At 65.3% G+C, this 22334-nt stretch carries 12 protein-coding genes and 1 pseudogene; 5 read left to right on the top strand and 8 right to left on the bottom strand.

Annotation, left to right across the window (positions count from 1 at the left end):
• Nucleotides 1-80: 80 nt before the first annotated feature.
• Nucleotides 81-1692: pseudogene (gene purH, locus CA260_RS01950) on the top strand (bifunctional phosphoribosylaminoimidazolecarboxamide formyltransferase/IMP cyclohydrolase).
• 191 nt (nt 1693-1883) lie between these two features.
• On the opposite strand, the gene CA260_RS01945 reads toward purH, so the two are convergent.
• The gene (locus tag CA260_RS01945; RefSeq protein WP_111980783.1) at nt 1884-2882 is read right to left on the bottom strand and encodes a bile acid:sodium symporter family protein; all 999 of its coding nucleotides are present in this window, start codon (nt 2880-2882) and stop codon (nt 1884-1886) included.
• 95 nt (nt 2883-2977) lie between these two features.
• Between CA260_RS01945 and CA260_RS01940 the strand changes: the two genes are divergently transcribed.
• Both CA260_RS01940 and CA260_RS01935 read left to right on the top strand, forming a co-directional pair.
• Nucleotides 2978-3859 (top strand): LysR family transcriptional regulator, encoded by an 882-nt coding sequence (locus tag CA260_RS01940; protein WP_111980782.1) that lies wholly within the window; start codon nt 2978-2980, stop codon nt 3857-3859.
• 257 nt (nt 3860-4116) lie between these two features.
• The gene (locus CA260_RS01935; RefSeq protein WP_111980781.1) at nt 4117-4827 is read left to right on the top strand and encodes a glutathione S-transferase; all 711 of its coding nucleotides are present in this window, start codon (nt 4117-4119) and stop codon (nt 4825-4827) included.
• A gap of 11 nt (nt 4828-4838) precedes the next feature.
• Here CA260_RS01935 and CA260_RS01930 read toward each other — a convergent pair whose 3' ends face one another.
• Nucleotides 4839-5270, bottom strand: a complete 432-nt coding sequence (locus CA260_RS01930) for an EamA family transporter (RefSeq protein ID WP_111980780.1) — start codon at nt 5268-5270, stop codon at nt 4839-4841.
• A gap of 37 nt (nt 5271-5307) precedes the next feature.
• A complete protein-coding gene (locus tag CA260_RS01925) occupies nt 5308-5802 on the bottom strand; it encodes a DUF2782 domain-containing protein (RefSeq protein ID WP_111980779.1) in 495 nt (164 codons plus the stop codon).
• Nucleotides 5803-5987: 185 nt separating this feature from the next.
• Here CA260_RS01925 and polA point away from each other — a divergent pair, with 185 nt between their 5' ends.
• Both polA and CA260_RS01915 read left to right on the top strand, forming a co-directional pair.
• Complete coding sequence (gene polA, locus CA260_RS01920) at nt 5988-8741, top strand: DNA polymerase I (RefSeq protein ID WP_111980778.1); 2754 nt, start codon at nt 5988-5990, stop codon at nt 8739-8741.
• 1467 nt (nt 8742-10208) lie between these two features.
• Nucleotides 10209-11237, top strand: a complete 1029-nt coding sequence (locus tag CA260_RS01915; RefSeq protein WP_111982957.1) for a LacI family DNA-binding transcriptional regulator — start codon at nt 10209-10211, stop codon at nt 11235-11237.
• A 167-nt stretch (nt 11238-11404) separates the two neighbouring features.
• Here CA260_RS01915 and CA260_RS01910 read toward each other — a convergent pair whose 3' ends face one another.
• From CA260_RS01910 to CA260_RS01890, 5 genes are all read right to left on the bottom strand, one after another.
• Nucleotides 11405-12895: an MFS transporter gene (locus CA260_RS01910; RefSeq protein ID WP_111980777.1), complete on the bottom strand. Its 1491-nt coding sequence runs from the start codon at nt 12893-12895 to the stop codon at nt 11405-11407.
• Complete coding sequence (locus CA260_RS01905; RefSeq protein ID WP_111980776.1) at nt 12892-15114, bottom strand: Six-hairpin glycosidase-like protein; 2223 nt, start codon at nt 15112-15114, stop codon at nt 12892-12894. Before CA260_RS01905 ends, CA260_RS01910 begins: the two co-directional genes overlap by 4 nt.
• The gene (locus CA260_RS01900; RefSeq protein WP_111980775.1) at nt 15111-17444 is read right to left on the bottom strand and encodes a TIM-barrel domain-containing protein; all 2334 of its coding nucleotides are present in this window, start codon (nt 17442-17444) and stop codon (nt 15111-15113) included. The genes CA260_RS01905 and CA260_RS01900 overlap by 4 nt, the downstream gene beginning before the upstream one ends.
• Nucleotides 17444-19015 (bottom strand): alpha-amylase family glycosyl hydrolase, encoded by a 1572-nt coding sequence (locus tag CA260_RS01895; protein ID WP_111980774.1) that lies wholly within the window; start codon nt 19013-19015, stop codon nt 17444-17446. Before CA260_RS01895 ends, CA260_RS01900 begins: the two co-directional genes overlap by 1 nt.
• 178 nt (nt 19016-19193) lie before the next feature.
• Nucleotides 19194-22064 (bottom strand): TonB-dependent receptor, encoded by a 2871-nt coding sequence (locus CA260_RS01890; RefSeq protein ID WP_146745270.1) that lies wholly within the window; start codon nt 22062-22064, stop codon nt 19194-19196.
• Between the last annotated feature and the right edge of the window lie 270 nt (nt 22065-22334).

Here is a 22334-nt window from a genome sequence, read left to right as displayed (position 1 = left end):
CCATCCGCTGATGGCCGGGCTTGCCGACGCCTGCGCTCCAGACGGCTATAATGTGCGGCTTCCCCGTTATGGAAGCTGCCATGTCTGCCCCTGCTGTGACTCCCATTCGCCGCGCGCTGATCAGCGTGTCGGACAAGACCGGACTGCTCGAACTGGGCCAGCGACTCAGCAAGGTCGGCGTCGAACTGCTTTCCACCGGTGGCAGCGCCAAGGCGCTGCGTGACGCCGGCATCGCCGTGAAGGACGTGAGCGAGCTCACCGGCTTTCCCGAGATCATGGATGGCCGCGTGAAGACGCTGCACCCGAAGGTGCATGGCGGCCTGCTCGGCCGCCGCGGCACCGACGACGCGGTCATGGCGGACCTCGGCATCCAGCCGATCGATCTTCTCGTGCTCAATCTCTATCCGTTCGAGCAGACCGTGGCCAAGCCCGACTGCACGCTCGAACAGGCCATCGAGAACATCGACATCGGCGGCCCGGCCATGCTGCGCTCGGCGGCCAAGAACTGGAACGACGTGGGCGTGCTCACCTCGCCCGACCAGTACGAGGAAGCGCTTGCCGAGATCGAACAGCAGGGCGGACTCTGCCGCGCCACGCGCTTCAAGCTCGCCGTCGCCGCGTTCAATCGTGTGTCCAACTACGACGGCGCAATCAGCGATTACCTCTCGGCGCTCAAGCTCAACGACAGTCTCGACGGCATCGCTGGCCACGAGGCCTTCCCCGAGCAGGCCAACGGCCGCTTCGTGAAACTGATGGATCTGCGCTACGGCGAGAACCCGCACCAGCAGCGCAGCGTTCTACCGTGACCTGTATCCGGCACCGGGCACGCTGGCCACATTCCGCCAGCTGCAGGGCAAGGAGCTTTCGTTCAACAACATCGCCGACTCCGATGCCGCGTGGGAATGCGTACGTAGTTTTACCAAGCCGGCGTGCGTCATCGTCAAGCATGCCAACCCGTGCGGCGTGGCGGTGAGCCTCGACGGCATCGGTCGCGCGTACGACCTTGCGTACCAGACCGATCCGACTTCGGCCTTCGGCGGCATCATCGCCTTCAATCGCGTGGTCGATGCGGCCACGGCCAAGGCCATCGTGGATCGCCAGTTCGTGGAAGTGGTGCTTGCGCCCGGTTACGAGGGCGACGCACTCAAGGCGTTCGCCAAGAAGACCAACGTGCGCGTGCTGGAAATTCCCGCGCCGGCCGATGGCGACCTGAGCAAGGCGCATCCGGGCAACGACGTGCGCCGCGTGGGCTCGGGCCTGCTGATCCAGACGGCCGACCGCGCGATGGTGAAGGCCGAAGACCTGAAGATCGTCACCCAGCGCGCGCCGACGCCTGCCGAGATCGACGACCTCATCTTCGCCTGGAAGGTGGCCAAGTACGTCAAGAGCAACGCCATCGTCTACGCCAAGAATCGCCAGACTATCGGCGTGGGCGCCGGCCAGATGAGCCGCGTCTACAGCGCCAAGATCGCCGGCATCAAGGCCGCCGACGAAAAGCTGGAAGTGCGTGGCTCGGTGATGGCCTCCGACGCGTTCTTCCCGTTCCGCGACGGCATCGATGCGGCGGCAGCGGCCGGCATCAGCGCAGTGATCCAGCCGGGCGGCTCGATGCGCGACGCGGAAGTGATCGCCGCAGCCGACGAGCACGGCATGGCGATGGTCTTCACCGGCATCCGCCATTTCCGCCATTGAGGCGATGAGACAAGACGGGGCCTCAGGGCCCCGTTTTTTTCTCGCTGTTCCCTGTAGGAGCGCACCCAGTGCGCGACCGCACCGTGCCAACCTGCCGATGCATTCGGCTTTCGCGAAGCACAGGACCTGCCTTGTCGCCGCTTCGTCGGCTTATCTCGCACTGGGTGCGCTCCTACAGACGAGCGTCGAGCTCAGTTGGACGTCTCGGCAAGCTTGCGGCTCACCTCCACCGGCCGCGCCGCATACTTCCGCGCCAGCACGGCGCACGTCATCAGCTGGATCTGATGGAACAGCATGATCGGCAACACGATCGCACCGAGCGGATGGCCTGCGAACAGCACCTTCGCCATCGGCACGCCGCTGGCGAGACTCTTCTTCGATCCGCAGAACACGATGGTGATTTCGTCCGCACGCTTGAAACCAAGCAGGCGCGCACCGTAGCGCGTCATCAACAAGGCGATCGCCAGCAGCACGGCGTTGACCACCAGCAGGCCGCCCAGCACCGGCAACGGCATCTGCTTCCACAGGCCCTGCAACACTGCCGCGCTGAAAGCGGTGTAGACCACCAGCAGGATCGAGCCCTGGTCCACGTACGACAGCATGGCGCGACGCCGCCCCACCCAGCGACCGATCCAGCGCTGCGCGACCTGGCCGGCCACGAACGGCACCAGCAGCTGCAACACGATGGCGCCGACCGCATCCCAGCTCATGCCGGCCTGCCCATGCGACTCCAGCAACACGCCGACCAGCAATGGCGTGACGAAGATGCCAAGCAGGCTGGACGCCGAAGCGGCACAGATGGCGGCGGGAATATTCCCTCGGGCCATCGATGTGAAGGCAATCGACGACTGCACCGTCGACGGCAGCGTGCACAGGAACAGCACACCCAGGTACAGATCGGGCGTAACCAGCGGCGACAGCAGTGGGCGCAGCAGCACGCCCAGCACAGGAAACATCACGAAGGTGCTGGCCAGCACGGTGAGGTGCAGGCGCCAGTGCGTCATGCCCGCGACCACCGCTTCACGCGACAGCTTCGCGCCGTGCAGGAAGAACAACAGCGCGATGGCCAGGTCGGTCAGCACGCTGAACGCGCTTGCCGTCGCGCCGCGGCACGGCAGCACGCTGGCAAGCGCCACCGTGAGGATCAGGGCGCAGGTGAAGCGATCAGGAAAAAAGCGGCGCAGGAACATGACGGGTTGGCGAACGGACGAGACAGGCGGCTATTGGACCTTCGCCGCATTGATTATTCAAATCGTATTATCTGATCTATTGATATGATCTTGTTATGAATATCAGCCTGCGCCAGCTTCGCGCCTTTCTCGCCGTGGCCCGGCTGCAGCATTTCCGGCGCGCGGCCGAAAGCCTGCACCTGAGCCAGCCCGCGGTCAGCCGGCATGTCGCCGAACTGGAAAGCGAGCTGGGCCTCAAGCTGTTCGACCGCAATACGCGCGAGGTCGTACCGACCGAAGCCGGCCGCTACCTGGAGAGCGCGATCGGCCGCGTGCTGGATGAGCTCGAAGGCGTGCTTGCCCATGTGCACTCGGAAAGCGAGCGTCGCCGCGGCAAGGTGCACGTCGCTTCGGTGCCCACGCTATCGGCAGGCCTGATGCCGCCATGCATTGCGGAGTGCGCGCGTCGGTTTCCCGAGCTCGTCATCCAGCTGCACGATCAGGCACAGACCATGGTGCTCGACAGCGTGCGCGGTGGCGAGGTGGATTTTGGCCTGGCCATCGAACCACCCGACACCGGCGAGTTCGACAGCGAGCTCATCCTGCGCGACCCGTTCGTGCTGGTGTGCCGTCCCGACCATCCGCTGGCCACGCTGGATCGCGTGCCCTGGCGCAAATTGCAGGGCCAGCCGCTGATACTGCTCGACTACTCCTCGGGAAGCCGGCGGTTGATCGACCAGGTGTTCGCGCGCCGCGGGATCGAACCGACCGTGGTGCAGCAGACGGGTCACACGCATACGGCGTTCCGCATGGTTGAAGCGGGTTTGGGCATCAGCGTGAGTCCGGCCCTGTCGCCACCGCCCGCCACATTGGTGACGCGTCCGCTGACGCCACAGGAGCATCGCGACGTGGTGCTGCTCAAGCGCAGGCAGCGTTCGTTGTCGCCGCTGGCGACGGTGGTGTGGGAGGCGCTGAAGGGGCTTGCGGCGAGGCGATAAGCGTCGGCTGCGGAGACGTGTGATGCTGCGGTCGCGCACTGGGTGCGCTCCTACAGTGGTGATGCGGTGACGGCGAAGATCTTCTGTGGGAGCGCACCCTGTCCGCGACATCCCGACCATGTCATTACGCTGCAAGGTTGCAGTCGCGCGCACGGCGCACCCCACGGTCACCCTCGCTACGGCTTCGACGTTCGGCCTTCTATACGCGCCGTTGAACGCGCGCCATTTAGCCTGCGGTTTTTGCCGAGGAATCACCCATGCGCTATGAGCTCTATTACTGGACGGGCATCCAGGGCCGCGGGGAATTCGTACGACTCGCACTGGAAGACGCGGGTGCGGAATACATCGACGTCGCGCGCGAAAAAGGCGACGAGGCGATCATGCCCTTCCTGCGGGGCCAGCAGCCGGGCGCGCAGCCTTTTGCGCCACCGTTCCTGCGCGCGGGCCGGCAGGTGATCGCACAGACGGCCAATATCCTCGGCTTCCTCGCGCCTCGCCATGGCTTGGTTCCCGCCTCGGCCGCCAGCCAGACCTACGCGCTGCAGTTGCAGCTCACCATCACCGACATCGTCGCCGAGGCGCACGACACGCATCACCCGGTGGCGGTCGAGAAGTACTACGAGGACCAGCGGCCGGAAGCGCGCAAGCGCTCGGCATCCTTCCGCGAGGAACGCATCCCCAAGTTCCTCGGCTATTTCGAGCAGATCCTCGAGAACAACGACGGACGACACGCGCTGGGCCGGCGCAACTCCTATGTGGATCTTTCGCTGTTCCAGCTGATGGCCGGCCTGGAGTACGCCTTCCCGCGCACCATGAAGAGGCTGCAACGCCGCACGACGCGCCTGCGTGCGCTCCGCGAGCGTGTCGCCGAGCGACCGCGCATTGCCGCTTACCTCGCCTCGCCGCGGCGGCTGGCGTTCAACGAAGACGGCATTTTCCGCCACTACCCGGAATTGGACGAGGCATGATGCCTGTCGATTCAGAACACCGCGATCACGATTGCGCCGGCCACGATGAGGCCGCCACCGATCACCAGCGGCCAGCTCAGCGACTCGCCCAGCAGCAGCACGCCGAGCACGATGGCGATGGCCACGCTCAGCTTGTCGATCGGCGCGACCTTGCTCACCGGCCCCAGCTGCAGCGCGCGGTAGTAGCACAGCCACGACAAGCCGGTGGCGATGCCCGAAAGCACGAGGAAGACCCAGCTGCTCGTGGGGAGCCCGGTGGGCTTCACCCATTCGTTGCGCAGGCTGAGGATGCCGGCCGTCACCAGCAGGATGACGATGGTGCGGATGAAGGTAGCGAGGTTGGAATTGATGCCCGCCACGCCCAGCTTGCCGAACAGCGCGGTGAGCGCCGCGAAAAAAGCCGAACCCAGTGCGAACAGCAGCCAGCTCTCGCGTGGGTTCATGCAGGCATTCCGGCAAGCGGGCTCAATGGCGTGGGCCTTACTTGCCGCCGTTGTCCTGGTCTTCGGCGGACTTGCTCTTGCCCCACTCCATGACCTTGTACATCACCGGCTTCACCGGTTCGCCGGCCTGGTTGGTCCATGCACCCTTCTGGTCGACCATGTAGGTCTGCGTGATGCCGGCGCGCGACGTCACCACGACCATGTAGAGCTGGCCGCTGCGGCGGTATTCCTGGATGGTCTGGTCGCCTTCGGTGTGCACGCTGACCTGCGGCGGCGCCTCGCCACGTGCGTCACGCGGCTGCGATGACGGCGAGGACGACGCCGGCTGGCTCAGCGTCGCCGAGGTGTCAGCCGAGGTCGCGGGCGAGGACTGCTTGGTTGCCGGTGCCGGCGGGGGCGGCGCGACGGCCTTGACGCCCGGATCATTGATGCCCGGCGGCGGCGGCGCGGGCGGGAACTGGCTGGCCGACTGGGCCAGCACACTCGATGCGACCGCCATGCCAAGCACAACAAGCCACGTGACAGATTTCATATGACGGCCTCCTTGTAGGGTGTGGAGCATAGCAGCGGGCACCGGTGTGGCTCGTGAACCGACATCCTGCGACAGCACCGCGTCTAGCGGCCAACCGACAGCAACAGACCGCGTTGCGGGTCCAAGGTTGCACCGCTTGCAGGCCAACGAAACGCCGTCCGCCACCCCATGCGACAATCCCCCTTATGCCCAAGCTCATACTCATCGACGGTTCGTCCTATCTCTACCGCGCCTTCCACGCGTTGCCGCCGCTCAGCAATTCGCAGGGCGAGCCGACCGGCGCCCTGTTCGGCATCGTCAACATGCTGCGCGCCACGCTCAAGGCGAAGCCGGACTACGTGGCCTTCGTAAGCGACGCGCCCGGGCCCACTTTCCGCAACGCGCTGTATGAGCTGTACAAGGCCAACCGCCCGCCGATGCCGGATGACCTGCGTGCGCAGGTCGAGCCGATGCTGGCCATCGTGAGCGCGCTGGGCTTTCCGATCCTGCGCGTGGATGGCGTGGAAGCGGACGACGTGATCGGCACGCTGACCGAAGAGGCCTGCGTGCAAGGCATCGAGGTGGAGATCTCCACGTCGGACAAGGATCTCGCGCAACTCGTGCGTCCCGGCGTGCAGCTGGTCAACACGATGACCAACACCACGACCGACACCGCCGGCGTGGTGGAGAAGTTCGGCGTGCAGCCGTCGCAGATCATCGATTTCCTCACCCTCACCGGCGATACCGTCGACAACGTGCCCGGCGTGCCCAAGTGCGGCCCGAAGACGGCGGCGAAGTGGCTGGCCGAGTACGGCAACCTCGACAACCTGATGGCCAACGCCGACAAGGTCGGCGGCAAGATCGGCGAGAGCCTGCGCGCGGCGCTGCCGCAGCTGCCGCTGTCGCGCCAGCTGGTGACGATCAAGACCGACGTCTCGCTCGATCTGCCCGTCACCGGGCTCACGCCGCGCGACAAGCACGTGGACGAACTGCGCGAGCTGTTCCGGCGCTACGAGTTCAAGGCGGCGCTCAAGGACCTGGAAGCCGAGGCCGCGGCATCCTCCGGCGAAGGTGCCGCCGCCGAGGCGCCGGCCAGCCCGCCGGCCCCGGCCATCGTGGAGTTGGAAGCCGATATTCCCGCGCTGAACATGCAGGGACAGTACGAGCTCGTCACCACGCAGGCGCAGCTCGATCACTGGCTGGCGAAGATTGCGAACGCGCCGCTGATCGCGTTCGACACCGAGACCACCTCGATCGATTCGATGCAGGCCGACATCGTCGGCCTCAGCCTCTCGGTGGAACCGGGCCATGCCTGCTACGTGCCGCTGACCCACGATTACCCTGGCGCGCCCGCCCAATTGCCGCGCGACCAGGTGCTCGCCGCACTGAAGCCGATCTTCGAAGATCCCAACCGCCCCAAGCTCGGCCAGCACGCCAAGTACGACATCAACATCCTGTCGCACTACGGCATCGTCGTGCAGGGGCTCAAGCACGACTCCATGCTGGAGTCCTACGTGTGGAACGCGACCGCCACGCGCCACGACATGGATTCGCTGGCCAGGAAATACCTCGGCTACGAAACCATCAAGTACGAGGAAGTCGCCGGCAAGGGCGCCAAGCAGATTGCGTTCTCGCAGGTGGACTGCGATACGGCCTGCCGTTATGCCGCCGAAGATGCCGACATCACGCTGCGCCTGCATCACGCGCTGTGGCCCAAGCTGGAAAGCGCGCCTTCGCTGCGTTCGGTGTACGAAAATATCGAGATTCCCCTGGTGCCCGTGCTCGCCTCGATGGAGCAACGCGGCGTGCTGATCGACGTGAACAACCTGCGCACGCAGAGCCAGCAACTCGGCAAGCGCATGCTCGAGCTGCAGCAGGAGGCATGGAAGGGACTCGGCCGCGAGTTCAGCCTCGACTCGCCCAAGCAGCTGCAGGCCATCCTGTTCGACGAACTGGGCCTGCCCGCCAAACTGAAGACGCCCACCGGCCAGCCATCCACCAACGAGGAAGCGCTGGAAGCGATTGCCGACGATCATCCGCTGCCGCGCCTGATCCTCGACTACCGCGGCCTCGCCAAGCTGCGCTCCACCTACACCGACAAGCTGGCGGAGATCGTCAATCCGCGCACTGGACGCGTGCACACCAGCTATCACCAGGGCGCGGTGGCGACGGGACGCGTGTCCTCGTCCGATCCCAACCTGCAGAACATTCCCGTGCGCACCGAGGAAGGCCGGCGTATCCGCCAGGCCTTCGTGGCGCCGGACGGCTGGGTAGTGCTGGCCGCGGACTATTCGCAGATCGAGCTGCGCATCATGGCGCACCTGTCCGGCGACGAAGGCCTGCTCAAGGCGTTCCACGAAGGTGGCGACGTGCATCGCGCCACGGCCGCCGAAGTGTTCGGCCTCGCGCCCGAGCAAGTAAGTGCGAACCAGCGCCGCGCCGCCAAGGCGATCAACTTCGGCCTGATGTACGGCATGAGCGCCTTCGGCCTGGCCCGCCAGCTCGGCGTGGACCGCGGCGAAGCCAGCGACTACATGGCCCGCTACTTCGCCCGCTACCCCGGCGTGCACGCCTTCATGGACGCCACCCGCCAGCAGGCCCACCGCGACGGCTACGTGGAAACCCTGTTCGGCCGCCGCCTGTACCTGGAAAACCTCACCTCCCGCAACCAGGCCCTGCGCGCGGGCGCCGAACGCGCGGCGGTGAACGCCCCGATGCAGGGCACCGCCGCCGACATCATCAAGCGCGCGATGATCGCGGTGCATGGCTGGTTGGGCCAGCGTAACGACGACGCCCACATGCTGATGCAGGTGCACGACGAACTGGTGTTCGAGGTGCGCAAGGATGCCGTCGATGAAGTTCGCGCCGGCGTGATCGAGCGCATGTCGGGAGCGGCACAGTTGTCGGTGCCGCTGCTGGTGGAGGCTGGAGTGGGGACTAATTGGGATGAGGCGCACTGAGCGCCATTCCCGGAGGGTCTGATTGATGGAGGCGCGGTTTCCACGCGGCATCACCCTCCCTCTCCCCAACCTCTGTAGAAGCGCACCCTGTGCGCGACAGCCTTTCGCGCCAGTCTTCATTTCTAGTTAGTGCGGCGCGGAGCCAGGCGGAGCGCTAGAACGTCCGAAGGGGCGAGCGAAGCGAGACAGCCAAAAGCCTCGGTTTCCAGTTGTAGCGATATCGCGACCGGGCTCGCCTGCGACCGAAGAGAGTCCCCGTGGGACGGCGGGCTTCCGAGCCGCTGCCGCGGCCCGGGTTACTTTCTCTTGCTTGCCCAAGTCCCACAGGGATTAGCTTCGCGTCAGAAAGTAACCAAAGAGAACGGCACCCCGCATGGCGCTGTCTGGGCTTTGCCCAGCCAGTCCGTGAGGGGCGGCCGGGCTTTTCGACCGGGCTCCTGCCCGGACGAAAAGTGCCCGACGTCCTGTCGGGCACCCCTGCGGGGCCTCATCGTCCACCCCTCACCGCCACACAGGGGAATGGTGAAAGGCTCGTGCCGCTGCGCGGCACATCGCAGTGAGAGATCGTTGCCGTAATTCCGTTGTAGGAGCGCACCCTGTGCGCGACCGCAGAGGCGATAGACACGCCGCGGTCGCGCACTGGGTGCGCTCCTGCAGGGAAGAGAGCCCCGCTCTTGGCTCCGGCTTTGACCTCCACTCCCCTATGACGCGAGCAGGCGGGAGGCGGAATAGCCCGCAGGGTGGCCGGCATGGATGCCGGCCAGTGGATCGTCAGTGCAGGATGCCCTGTCGATCCACCCCGCCTCCCGCCTGCGACCCCGCAGGGGCGCGGCATCGGGGTGGCCTTTCTCTTGGTTACTTCTCTTTGGCCACGCAAAGAGAAGTGACCCGGGCCGCGGCAGCGGTCCGGAAGCCCGCGGCAGGCGAGCCAGATCGCGACATCGCATCAATCGAAGACGGATGAAACTGGACCCAGGCCCGCGTCGCGACAACGAGGAATGAAGACCGGCGCGAAAGGCTGTCGCGCACTGGGTGCGCTCCTACAGTTGGAGGTGGACGAGATTAAGGGCCCGCGACGCCTCGATCCGGCCTCATCAAGTAACCGAATCCTCGAAGCACACCCATTCGTTTGAATTTCGTCAAATGAATCCCACCCAAACAAAATCGCGCTGCCGAGTGCAACTTTTGCCGCGTGGCGCGTTCTTAATCCACGGATGCGCGCAACGGCATCCAACCGGCTCACCCACCTCCCTGGATGAGCCACCCGGCAAGCGAACCTCTCCCCTGGGTTTCGCTTCCACCCGGCCCCGAGGATTCCCCCCTAATCCTCGGGGCATTTTTTTGCCCGGTTCCCGCGCTGGTCCGGCGAAAGGACAGCGAGCACTCAAGCCGCTAGGATTTGCCATCCAACCGTCTGGCCACAGGGATTCGGCCGGTATTGCCTCCAGGGGTCATGGCCGCGTGCAGATCAAGGGAAAAGTCACCTCATTCGATATCGCCCACCTGGCCGGCGTCTCCCAGTCGACGGTCTCACGCGCGCTGCGCGGCAGCCCGCTGGTGAACGAGGAGACGCGCCGGCGCATCCAGGCGGCGGTGGACGAGCTGAACTACAAGGTCGACAAGAATGCTTCCAGCCTGCGTGCGCGCCATACCGGCACGCTGGCGCTGCTGCTGTTCGAAGACCCGACGGCCGATGACTCGCACATCAACCCGTTCTTCCTGTCCATGCTGGGTTCGATCACCCGCGCCAGCGCGCAACGCGGCCATGACCTGCTGATCTCGTTCCAGCAGTTCTCGCACGACTGGCATGCCGATTACGCGGACAGCAAGAAGGCGGACGGCATCATCCTGCTCGGCTACGGCGACTACCTCGCCATCTGCGACAAGCTGAAGAAGCTGGTCGACCAGGGCACGCATTGCGTGCGCTGGGGCGCGGTGCTGCCGGACCAGCCGGACATCTCCGTGGGCTGCGACAACATCAGCGGCGGCCTCGCCGTCACGACGCACCTGGTTGAACAGGGTTGCCGTCGCATCGCCTTCCTCGGTGACGCTTCCAGCCATTACCCCGAGTTCTTCGACCGCTATCGCGGCTACACGCAGGCACTGGCCGATGCCGGCCTGGACGTGGAATCCGTGCTGCAGGTGAATGCCGAGAGCACCGAACGCTCCGGCTATGACGCGCTGGAAACACTGCTCGCGCGTGGCGTCGCTTTCGATGCCGTGTTCGCCGCGAGCGACCTGATCGCCATCGGCGCCATGCGCGCGCTTGCGGACCACGGATTGAAGGTGCCCGACGACGTGGCATTGGCTGGCTTCGACGATATCCCGATGGCGAGCTTCGTCAATCCGCCGCTGACCACGGTGCTGCAGGACACCAAGCAGGCCGGCGAGATCCTGGTCGACAACCTGCTGCGGCTGATCCGCGGCGAACCGGCGGAAAGCGCGATGATGCCGGCGAAACTGGTGGTGCGTAAGTCGAGTGTGAGGCCGCGCTGAGCGGCGAGCCAACCCACTGTAGGAGCGCACCCAGTGCGCGATAAGCCTACGAAGCGCCGACGCTGAACCTTCGCCTCACGATGGAAACCCGATGCATCGGCGAACCTTATGCGCGGCGGTCGCGCACTGGGTGCGCTCCTACAAAAAACAGGGAGTGCACGTGGGAATCAGCGCGCCGGTGCGGATGACAGCTGTCCCGCCGGCTCCGCCACGCGCAACGTGCACAGCCCCGCGATGACCAGGCTCGCGCCACCCATCGCCAGCGCCCAGATCGCCTGGCCGTGGAAGAACAGCCGCAGCAGCAGCCCCAGCACGCTCGCGGCCAGCAGCTGCGGGATCACGATGAAGAAATTGAAGATGCCCATGTACACGCCCATCTTCGCCGCCGGCAGGTTGTCCGACAGCAGCGCATAGGGCAGCGACAGGATCGACGCCCACGCAAAGCCCACGCCCACCATCGACAGCAGCAGCCAGTGCGGGTCGCGGATCAGCAGGAACGACAGCAGCCCCGCGCCGCCCAGCCACAGGTTGACCAGGTGGCTCATGCGCAGGCCCAGCTTGCGCACCATCCACGGGATTGCCACGGCCGCCACGGCGGCGAAACCGTTGTAGGCGGCGAACAACACGCCCACCCAGTTGGCGCCTTCGTTGTAGAGCGCCGAATGCGTGTCGCTGGTGCCGTAGTGCACGGCTGTCACGGCGGCCGTGGTGTAGATCCACAGCGCGAACAGCGCGAACCACGAGAACAGCTGCACCCATGCGAGCTGACGCATGGAGGTGGGCATGCCGTAGAGGTCGCCCATCACCTGGCGCAACATGCCGCCGCTGCGCGTGATCGACAGCCACGCAAACAAGCCGCCGAACAGGATCAGGCCGCCCGCGAGCAGGTAGAGCTCCTTCTCCAGCGTGTAATAGCGGATAGCCGCCAACAGCAACGCACCCATCACGCCCAGCACCAGGCCCACGCGCCAGCCACGCGATACATCGCTGGTGGCATGCGCATCAGCGGGACTGTCGGCGAAAGCACTCAATTCCTCGGGCGGGTATTCGCGCGTGGACAACACCGTCCACAACACCGAACCCAGCAGCACGGCGCCGCCGAGGTAGAACGCATATTTCACCGTGTCGGGAATGCCGCCCTCGGCCGCCGTGTTGCTCACGCCCAGCTTGGCCAGCAGCCACGGCAGCAGCGACGCGACCACCGAGCCCACGCCGATGAAGAAGCTCTGCATGGCGTAGCCGTTCGGACGCTGGCGCGGCGGCAGCTGGTCGCCCACGAACGCGCGGAACGGTTCCATCGAAATGTTGATGGAGGCATCCATGATCCACAGCAATCCTGCCGCGATCCACAACGTTGGCGAATTGGGCATCCACAGCAGCGCCAGCGTCGACAGCACGGCGCCGATCAGGAAATACGGGCGACGACGCCCCAGCCGCGTCCAGGTGCGATCGGAGAGATAGCCGATGATCGGCTGCACGATCAGCCCGGAGAACGGCGCGGCCACCCACAGGATCGGGATGTCGCCCACGTCCGCGCCCAAGGTCTGGAAGATGCGGCTGACATTGGCATTCTGCAGCGCAAAGCCGAACTGGATGCCGAGGAACCCGAAGCACATGTTCCAGATCTGCCAGAACGACAGTTCGGGCTTGCGACTCATGGCGCGGACTTCCCATCGGACAGCGGCGCCACCAGCAAGGCCTCGACGCTCGCCTCGTTCAACGGACCGCCGGCACCGCCCTGCCCGCCGGTGTAGTGCGCGTTGTGGCGTAGATAGCTCATGTTGAAGCCCTGTTCGAGACTGACGTGGCACGTGCTGCCGGCACGGGCTTCGAAGGTGGCCGAGGTGGCGCGCTGCGTACCCTCGCTGTGCGGCATGACCACCGGCAGCCGCTGGGCCGCCATGCCATCGCACTGCACGTCGAGGAACTTCACCGCTGCCGTGACACCCGTATTGATCGGCCCATGGTCGTTGGCGTACGCGAGCGTGACATTGAAACGCCCATCGCGTGGCGCACGCCATTCCCACGGACCCGTGCCCGAAAGCCTGGCTTCGTCACCCTTGCACGTCGCCGCACTGGGCAGCGACTCCAGCCCGCCCTCGCCCAGCCGCGTGAGCTGGAAACACTGGCGCGCATCGGCCTTGGGCACGACGAGGCTGCCATCGATGTTGCCGACGCGTCGCCCCTCCACGTACAGCACGCCCTTGCCGGCAAAGCTCACCTGCCAGCCCTTGGCGGTGTCCTTCACCTCGGGTGCATCGGGAATCGCCGGCGCGTAGAGCGTGGCATCGGTGCGCACGGGTTTCGCGCCGGACTGGATGGCCTTGAGCTCGACCACGGTTTCATTGCCCTGGCGCTGCTGCTTGGCGGCGACCAGCAGATCGCCGTCCGCCTTGGCGGGACGCACGAGCGTGATGCGTCGGCCTCCCATGTCCAGCGTGATGCGCGGCTTGTCGCCGAACAACGTCTTCATCCACGACACGGGCAACTTGGGTTCGATGCGACCTTCGTCGCCAAGGCCGAACACGCCGCCGATCACCATGTCGAGATAGCCGCCCACCGACCACAGCTGCGCCGGCGAATCGACCACGGGGCCGCTGAGCGGGCCTTCGTCGACATGCACGGCCTGTGAGGCGAGCTCGAAGTTCTCCATGTTCGATGCCGACAGCGCGGCGCCACGCAGCATGGAATCGAGCTCATGCGCAATGCGCGGCGCGTCGTTCACCTCGCGCGCGGCGCGCAGCGAGTACGCGCTCACGAACGGCCAGATCGCGCGGTTGTGGTAGATCGGCTGGTTCTTGCGCTCCGGCCAGATCACCGGGCTGCCGGCGGGCCACGCGGGATAGTTGGCAAGCGTCTGCTTCGCGCGCGCCTCGTCGGCCACGCCGCTGGTCACCGCCAGCGCGATGCCGAGCAGGTCGTAGGTGTCCATCGGCATCGCACCGGGGCCGATGTAGCTCATGTACATGCCACGGTCGTCGCGCCAGAAGTGCGTGTTGATCGCGCGCTTCAGTGCCTCGGCCTGTGTGCGGAAGTCGGTGGCGGAAGCGTCGTATCGCTGTTCCGCCATCGATGCAGCCTGCTGCAGCGCCTGGTAATGCAGCACGTTGGTGGACAGCGCGAAGGACTCGCCGATGTAGCGCACGTCCTTGGCCGTCCAGTCCGGATAGGTCTGCTCGCGCCAGTCGAGGAACGAGGTCTCGCCGCGATAGAGTCCGAGCGTGCCATCGAATACATACAGGCGATCCTGCGAGAGGGTGTCCTTCAGCGCGCGGAACACGTCGTCGGCGAAGGCCTTGTCGTCCAGCAGGTGGCGCGCGCCGAGGAACCATACGATGCGGTCGGTGCTGATCGGCCAGCTGCCGCCCGAGCCGGTGTCCTGCATCACGTACAGGCCCTGCGGCGCGGACGGCTCGCGCACCTCGGACAGCTTGAAGCGTAGCGACTGGCGCGCACGCGCCGGATCGAAGCGCCACAGCGCGAGGTCGACCGAATACGACAGGTCGCGCGTCCACACGTAGGGCCAGCGGTCACCGGTCTTGAAGCACTCGCAGGGAATCGGCTTGCCGTGATCGAACGCCGGATCCTGGATCGCGCTCACCGAGTCGTGCTTTAGGTCGTCCTGCGCCATCGCGAACAGCCCATCGAACAGCGGGCTCGCGGTGTGTGTTGCAAACCGCTGCGCCGCGATGCGCCTTTCGCCTGCCGGCGCATGCAGCACGAAGCTGCCGTCGCCATTGGTATGCATGCTCGCCGTCTTGCCGTGCCAGCTCAGCTGGTCGGCACCGATCGCGTCCGCCTGTGCGACACCGGCGGAGAACAACGCCGAACAAGCCAGGGCCAGCGGCAGCACGCGACGACCGGCGCGCAATCTCATTGCTGCACCGCCACAGTATCAAGCTGGATATCGTGCACCTTGCCTGCTTCGAGCTTCACGTAGGTCACCTCGCCAAAACGATCCTTGCCGCGCGCCCAGCCTTCCGTCGTGGCGTTGCGCAACGCATCAACGCTATCGAACACCGGCAACGGCTGGTCGCCATGGTGCACCGAGTTTGCCACGGGACCATGCACGGCGAGCACGTAGTCATGCAATGCCGGCTTGAAGCTGCCTTTGGGCGCTTCCGTGCGGACGCTCACGCGAGCGCCCTCGCGTTGCACGAGCAGCGGCTGCACGAAGTACGCACCCTTCTCGTAGGCGTAGCTTTCGCCATCATCGTCGTAAATGTCGAAACGGGTTTGGCTGTCGGCCGGAAACACCTGCACGTCCAGGGAAGTCACCGGATGCTGCCCCACATAGTCCATCACCGGCTGCTGAGGAATGATGGCGCCTTCGCGGATGAACAGCGGGATGTCACCCCAGCCCTTGGCATCCAGGGCGAGCGTGACCTCGCGTCCGCCTTCGTAGGCCTTGCCGTCGAACCAGTCGATCCAGCGACCCTTCGGCAGCTTCAGCCGTTTGGACGTCTGTCCCTGCTCCACCACCGGCGACACCAGCAGGTATTCGCCGAACATCCACGCATCGATGCGGTCGCACTGCGCCGGATCGTCGGGATAGGCGAACGGCAGCGGCCGCACCAGGCCCACGCCGGTTACGTGGTTCTGGTACTCGTAGCCGTAGATATAGGGAATGAGCGAATAGCGCAGCCGGATGGCATCCGTCGCGGCCTTCTCCGCGATGGGGCCGTAGACCCAGGGCTGGCGTTTCTGCCCGAAGTCCCCATGCACGCGGAACACCGGCGTGAACGCGCTGAACTCTATCCAGCGCGCATAGTTCTCGTCGCTGGGACGCGGCGCCTTGAAGCCGCCACCGTCCATGCCCCAGTGCATCGCACCGACATTGAACGCGGTGAGCATGCGCTGGCGCTGGTTGGCCATGCTGGCGAAGCCGCTCTGGATGTCGCCCGACCACACGCCATAGGCGTAGCGCTGCGAACCCAGGTAGAAGTTGCGGTTGATCGACCACACGCGCTGATCGCTGTGCGCGCGCTGGCCGTCGTACATGGCGCGCTGCATGTTGAGAAACTGCGTGTCGACGCCGCTGTCGTCCGCTTCGTCGTTCCACCAGCCCACGATGCCGGTGTCGAAGGACTGCTTGAGCGCGCCGTTGAAGAACCAGGCGCGCACTTCGGGCTTGTCGAAGTCCACGTCGCGCACCGGCTTGTGCGAAAAGTAATCGGGCGCGACCTTCGACTGCGCCAGCCAGTAACCATGCTGCGTGGCCTCGCGGCCTTCGACCGTGTCCACATGCAGGCGAGGCTTCATGATGCCGGTCATGTGCATGCCGCGCGCGTCCATCCACTGCTTGAGCTTGCCGTCAGGACCCTCCGGGAACGTGTCGGTGTTCCAGCGGAACTCGCCCATGTCCTCGCCCCACGCCTTCCAGTCGAAGTCGAAGGTGAAGTTGTCGATGGGGATGTGCTTGGCGCGGTAGGTCTCCACCAGCGCCTGCGCTTCCTTCTGGTCGATGCCCCACTGGCTGTTGGTGAAGCCCATGGCCCACTTCGGGAACATCGGTGCGGCGCCGCTGACCAGGCGCAGCTGCGCGAACAACGCGCTTGGCTGCCCGGCGAACAGGTAGATCGTGCGCACCGGTTGCTGTTTGGCGTGTACGGTGATGTCGGTCGCCGTCAGGTCGAATTGGGCGAGCTCGGCGTCGGCCAGCACGCCATAACCGGCCGTGCTCCAGACGAAGGGCGCGCCGGTGTGGCCCTGGCTGCCGGCCGTGGCCAGCTGCTTGCCCTGGCGCAGCAGATCTCCGGCCTTCGGGTCGAACGCATTGAGCCCACCGATGCCGTACTGCGGATCGCCCTTGGCGTGGCGTATGGACCAGCCACCATCGAACGCGTGCGCGACATTGGCGCTTATCAACAGGCGGCCATCCGGTGACTCCACGCGCAACTCGGCGCGCTGCGGGTTCCAGCGCAGGGTCATCTGCTGCGAGCGCATCACCTGCTCGCTGCCTTGTTGCTCGCGCTTCACGTCGACCGGATCGAAGCTGGCTTCCGGATCGATCACCGGCGTAGCCGGTTCACGCGTGCCATCGATGCGCAGCTGCACGATGCCGGGGGCCAGCAGGCGCAGTTCCAGCTTGCCCTTGGGCACCGCCAGCTCCATGCGGTCGGCGCTGGCATCGACGTGTGCGGCCAACGCCGCAGGAATGGCACTGGTCGCGCACAGCAGCGCCAGTGCCAGCAGGCGCGCCCGCATCAGCGGAGCACCACGGTGCTGTAGGCAGGCATGTTCAGATGGCCGTCCTTGAGGGACGCTTGCGTCTGGGTGGTGAGCAGCACGGTGGCCTCCTTGGGCAGCAGATCGCCCTTAGGCTTCCACATCACGCTCTTGCCGGAAAGGTTGTGCACCACCAGCAGGCGCTGCTTGCCATCGTTGCGCCAGTAGGCGAACAGGTGCGGGTTGCCGGTGACCACCGCTTCCAGCTTGCCGTCGCGCAGGGCGCTGTTGTGTGCGCGCCAGCCGATCAGGGTGCGGTAGGTATGCAGCAGCGAATTCGGATCGTCCTCTTCGGCCTGCACGGAGACGACTTGGCCCTGGTTCACGCTGGACGGTTTCCAGCGCGACTCACCGGGGCCCGCTTCGCGCGTCCAGCGCATCGGCTCGCGCAGGTTCGGATCGGGCTTCTTGCCCTCCATGCCCAGCTCTTCGCCGTAGTAGATGTACGGACGGCCGGGCAGCGTCAGCAGCATCGCCGCCGCCACGCGCATGTGCTCGACGTTGCCGTCGAGGCGGCTCATCACGCGTTCCTGGTCGTGGTTGGACAGGAACGTGGAATCGATGAACGGCGCGTCCCCAGCGAGCTTGTACGCGTCGTAGGTGGCCTTGAGCAGCGATTCAAGCTTCGTAGCGTTCTCGCTCTTGGCGCTGAGAATCAGCTGTTCGGCCAGTGGGAAGTCGAAGATCGAACCCAGCGGCTTGAGATACGGCGCCAGCTCCTTGGGCGACTTCGCGCTGACTTCGCCAACCAGGGTCACCTTGGGGTTCACCTTGGCGAGCGCGTCGTGGTACTCCGTCCACCACGCGGCGTTCTTCTGTACGGCCTCAAGGCTGTGCTCGTCCGACTTGAAATCAACGTAGATGTGCTTGGCCGCGTCGAGGCGGAAGCCATCGACACCCTTGCCCAGCCAGTACTGGCCGACCTTGATCATCTCGGCGCGCACGGCCGGGTTGTCGTAGTTGAAGTCGGGCATGTGGCCGCCGAACACGCCGATGTACCAACCGTCGTCGCCCGCATGCCAGATTGGCGTATCGGTCGCGCTCAGCGCATCGAGATTGGGCCGCTTGGTGGCCCAGGTGTACCAGTTGCGATGCAAATCGTTGGCCTTCTGCGCAGCCACGAACCAGGGGTGCTCGTTGCTGCTGTGATTGATCACCATGTCCATGGTCACCGCGATGCCGCGCTTGTGCGCTTCGTCCACCAGGTGCTGGAGATCGGCCACCGAGCCGTACTGCGGATTGATGCCGTAGTAATCGGTGATGTCGTAGCCGTGGTAGCTGGGCGAGTTGTTGATCGGCATCAGCCAGATGCCGCTGATGCCCAGCGATTTCAGGTAATCGAGCTTGGCGGTGACGCCGTTGAGATCGCCGATGCCGTCGCCGTTGGTGTCGTACCAGGCACGCACGAAGATTTCGTAATACACGCCGGACGATAGCGTGTCGGTGGCCGGCGGGACGGTCGTCGCCGCGTGCACACCCGGAAGGAAGCCCGCGCCGAGCGCTAGGGCGGTGGACAGAGCGAGGGACTTCAACAGGCGGTTCCGCGACATGCCGTTCTCCATGCAAAGGCCGCTGGCCTTCGACGGGCAACAGTACACCGGAACGCAGACTTCGCTTCGGACCGGTGACCGCTACGCCGGGCCTCGCGGTGTGTGGGAGCCACGCGGACGCGTGGCTCCGGAAAGCATCGCGCCGGCACTCCTTGCGGAGTGCCGGCGCGATCGTGACTTACAGCTTGAACTCGACGCCGAGGTAGGTCGTGCGGCCGAAGTACTGGATGGTACCGGTCTGCGACGGGTCGGAGCCGAAGTAGGTACGGGTCGGCTGGTTGGTGAGGTTCAGCACCTGCATCACCGCGCGCCACTGCTTGGAGATCTCGTACGACGCCTGGAAGTCGTACACCGTTTCCGCAGCGAAGGTGACCATCTGGTTGTTCACCGACATCTGCGTATCGGAGGCGAACTTCGAACGGTAGTTGCCGGACACGCGGGCCGAGAACGGACCATAGTCGTAGAACACCGCGGCACTCGCGACGCGCTTGGACAGGCCCGGCAGGCTGAGGTTCGCTTCCGCGCCGCCCAGGTTGTTCGGGTTGCGCACGTTGCTGGTGGTCAGCGCGAAGTTCGCCTGCACGCCCAGACCTTCCCAGATGCCCGGGAAGATGTGGTTCTTCGACAGCGACATCTCCAGGCCCTTCACGCTGCCGCCGGTGGCGTTGTACGAGGTCTGGTACTGGCCGTTGAGGTAGGGCTGGCCCGTGCTCGGGTTGGTCGGCACGGGAATACCGGCGGCCGCGAAGTCATAGTTATTGTAGGTGACGTCCTGCACGAACGAGTCGATGTGCTTGTAGAACACACCGCCGCTGATCACGCCCGACGAATCGTCGAAGTAGTGCTCGTAGCCGAGATCCCACTGGAACGCACGCAGCGGATCAAGCAGCGGGCTGGTGCCGCCCCACACGTTGTACTGAGCGAGCGCTCCGGTTCCGGACACCCACGAACCCGAGCCCGCCAGCATCTTGTTGATCGGCGGACGCGACAGCACCTTGGCGGCCGAGAAGCGCATCTGGTCGTCTTCGGTGAGGTGGTAGACCAGGTTCACCGACGGCAGCCAGTCGCCATAGGTCTTGCCGACGTTGAGCGGCGCGTAGTCGGTGCTGGTGTTGCCGTTGCCGTCGGTGATCGGGACACCGGCGCCATTACCCACCTGCTGCAGGCCATTGCTGTACTGCTTCTGGTGCGAGTAGCGGATGCCGATGTTGCCCGTCAGTTCGTGGCCGAACACGTCCTGCGCATCGATGTCGCCCTGGAAGTACAGGTCACGGGTCTGCTCATCCACCGATCCGCTCTGGATCATCGACCAGCTCTGGTCGGTGATGTTCTTCACCGGGTTGGCGACGATACCGTGCGCGGCGAGAATGGCAGGGCCATCCAGCTGCAGGAAGCACGGCATGCCGGAGAACTTGCCCTTCCAGCAACGCACGCTGGCGGCGCTACTCGGAATGGTCAGCGCCGGACCCTGCCACTCGTTGCCGTAGACAAACACTTCGCGATCGGCATTGTACGTGTGGTTGTTCAGGTACACGCCGGCTTCGACCGCCGAGAACCACGCGTTGTTCGGCAAGTCGTACTTCACGTCGGTGCGGAACGCCTTCATCTTGTCGTGGTAGATGTAGGGGTACACGCCGTAACGGGACAGGCCCATGTCGTTGAGGTTGGTGTAGATGCCCGGATTGGCGAACGACACCGTACCCACCTCGCGCCCCTTGAGCTGGTAGGTGGTCGACTGCGCCATCAGCGTCGCATTGGGCGTGCCCAGGTTGTTGTACGGATCAGCCGTGGTGTCCACGTTGATCTCGTTGCTGGTGGCGCGCGACAGCGACAGGTCGGTGTCGACATGCCACGGGCCGTGGTTCCACTTCATGTTGAGGCCACCGGAGAACACGCTGGTGTTCGTCGTGTAGTTGTCGGCGGTGGTCTCGTTGGAGAAGTTGTTGGCGCCCGGGCTGGTGATCGTGCCGCCCGTCATGGTGCCGTACGGACCGAGCACGGCGTTGGAAACCAGGTTCTGGTTGCCGTACATGTTCTGCGAACGGAAACCGTAGCCGAACGAGGTGTCCTTGAACTTCGAGTAGAACGCGTCGGCGCCGAACTGCAGTTCGTCGGTGGCCTTCCACACCACGGTGGCCATCTCGCCGGTGCGACGCTCGTTGCCGCCGTTCTGCTGCACCTGCAGGCCCTGGGTCAGGTAAGCCTGCTGGCCGCTCGGCAGCGTGACGAGATTGCCGTCGGAGGCTTCGCCCACGAACTGCTCGGCGACGTGCGGCTGGTACATCTGCGCCACGCCCAGGCCCACGCCCAGGGTGTTGTCGAGGAACTTGCCCTGCCACGCGGCGCTCAGGCGATAGCCGGTGGAGTTGGCGCCCGCCACATCGTTCGCCTGGCTGTTGTAGCTGCCGCGCGCGTCGATGTTGAGGTTCTGCTCCTTCGGCGCATTGAGCGGGTTGGCCGTCTCCATCGCGATGGTGCCGCCGACGCCGCCGGTGATCAGCGACGACTGCGAGGACTTGTACACCGTCGCCATGTTGATCAGCTCGGACGGGTACTGGTCGAACTGGATGTAGTTGCTGCCGCTGGTGGAGGGCTGCTCGCGACCGTTGAGCGTGGTCTGGATGAAGTTGCCCGAGAGGCCGCGGATGTTGATCTGCGATGCCTGGCCGGCGATGCGCTCGGCGGACACGCCCGGCAGGCGGGTCAATGCGTCGGCGATCGACTGGTCGGGAAGACCACCGATGTCGGCCGCGGTGATGACGTTGGTGATGGTGTCGGAGTAGCGCTGGTAGTCGATCGCCTTCTCCATGCCCTGGTTGTAGCCAGTCACGGTGATGGTCGACAGGCTCTTGGCCAGCTGCTCTTCCTGCTTGGTCTTGTCGCCGGGCTGCGCGGTGGCAGTCTGCGTCGACTGGTCAGCCGGCGCGGCATTGCCGTTGGCGGTGCCATCGGTCTTTGCGTCCGTATCGATCGGTGCCGCATGAATGCCGGCAGTGAAACAGAGGCCGGAAGCCAGCGCCAAGGCCAGCACATTACGTTTCAGAATCACCGTCTTCCCCTCCCACGGGTATGCACGTCATTTGGTTTTGTAGTTGCCGCGACAGTCCCCACAGACCGCCGCGGGCTACGCGCCAGTGCATGCCGACTACTCGGAGGGCCCCGTCGCGTGGCGGCCATGGTAGGGCTGCGAAAAAAGGGAAACAGGCCTATGCATACGTATTCATGGCCCGGTTTTTTTGTGCACCTTTGACAAAATTCTAATGGTCGGCTGTCGCGCGGCATGTGCGACCGGAACGCTCGCGCGGCTTGCCTCCATCGG

Source organism: Dyella jiangningensis (genome assembly GCF_003264855.1).
In the GTDB taxonomy this organism is placed as follows: Bacteria; Pseudomonadota; Gammaproteobacteria; order Xanthomonadales; family Rhodanobacteraceae; genus Dyella; species Dyella jiangningensis_C.
The sequence above is the reverse complement of the archived record's forward strand: the minus strand, read 5'-3'. Positions and strand labels throughout refer to the sequence as shown.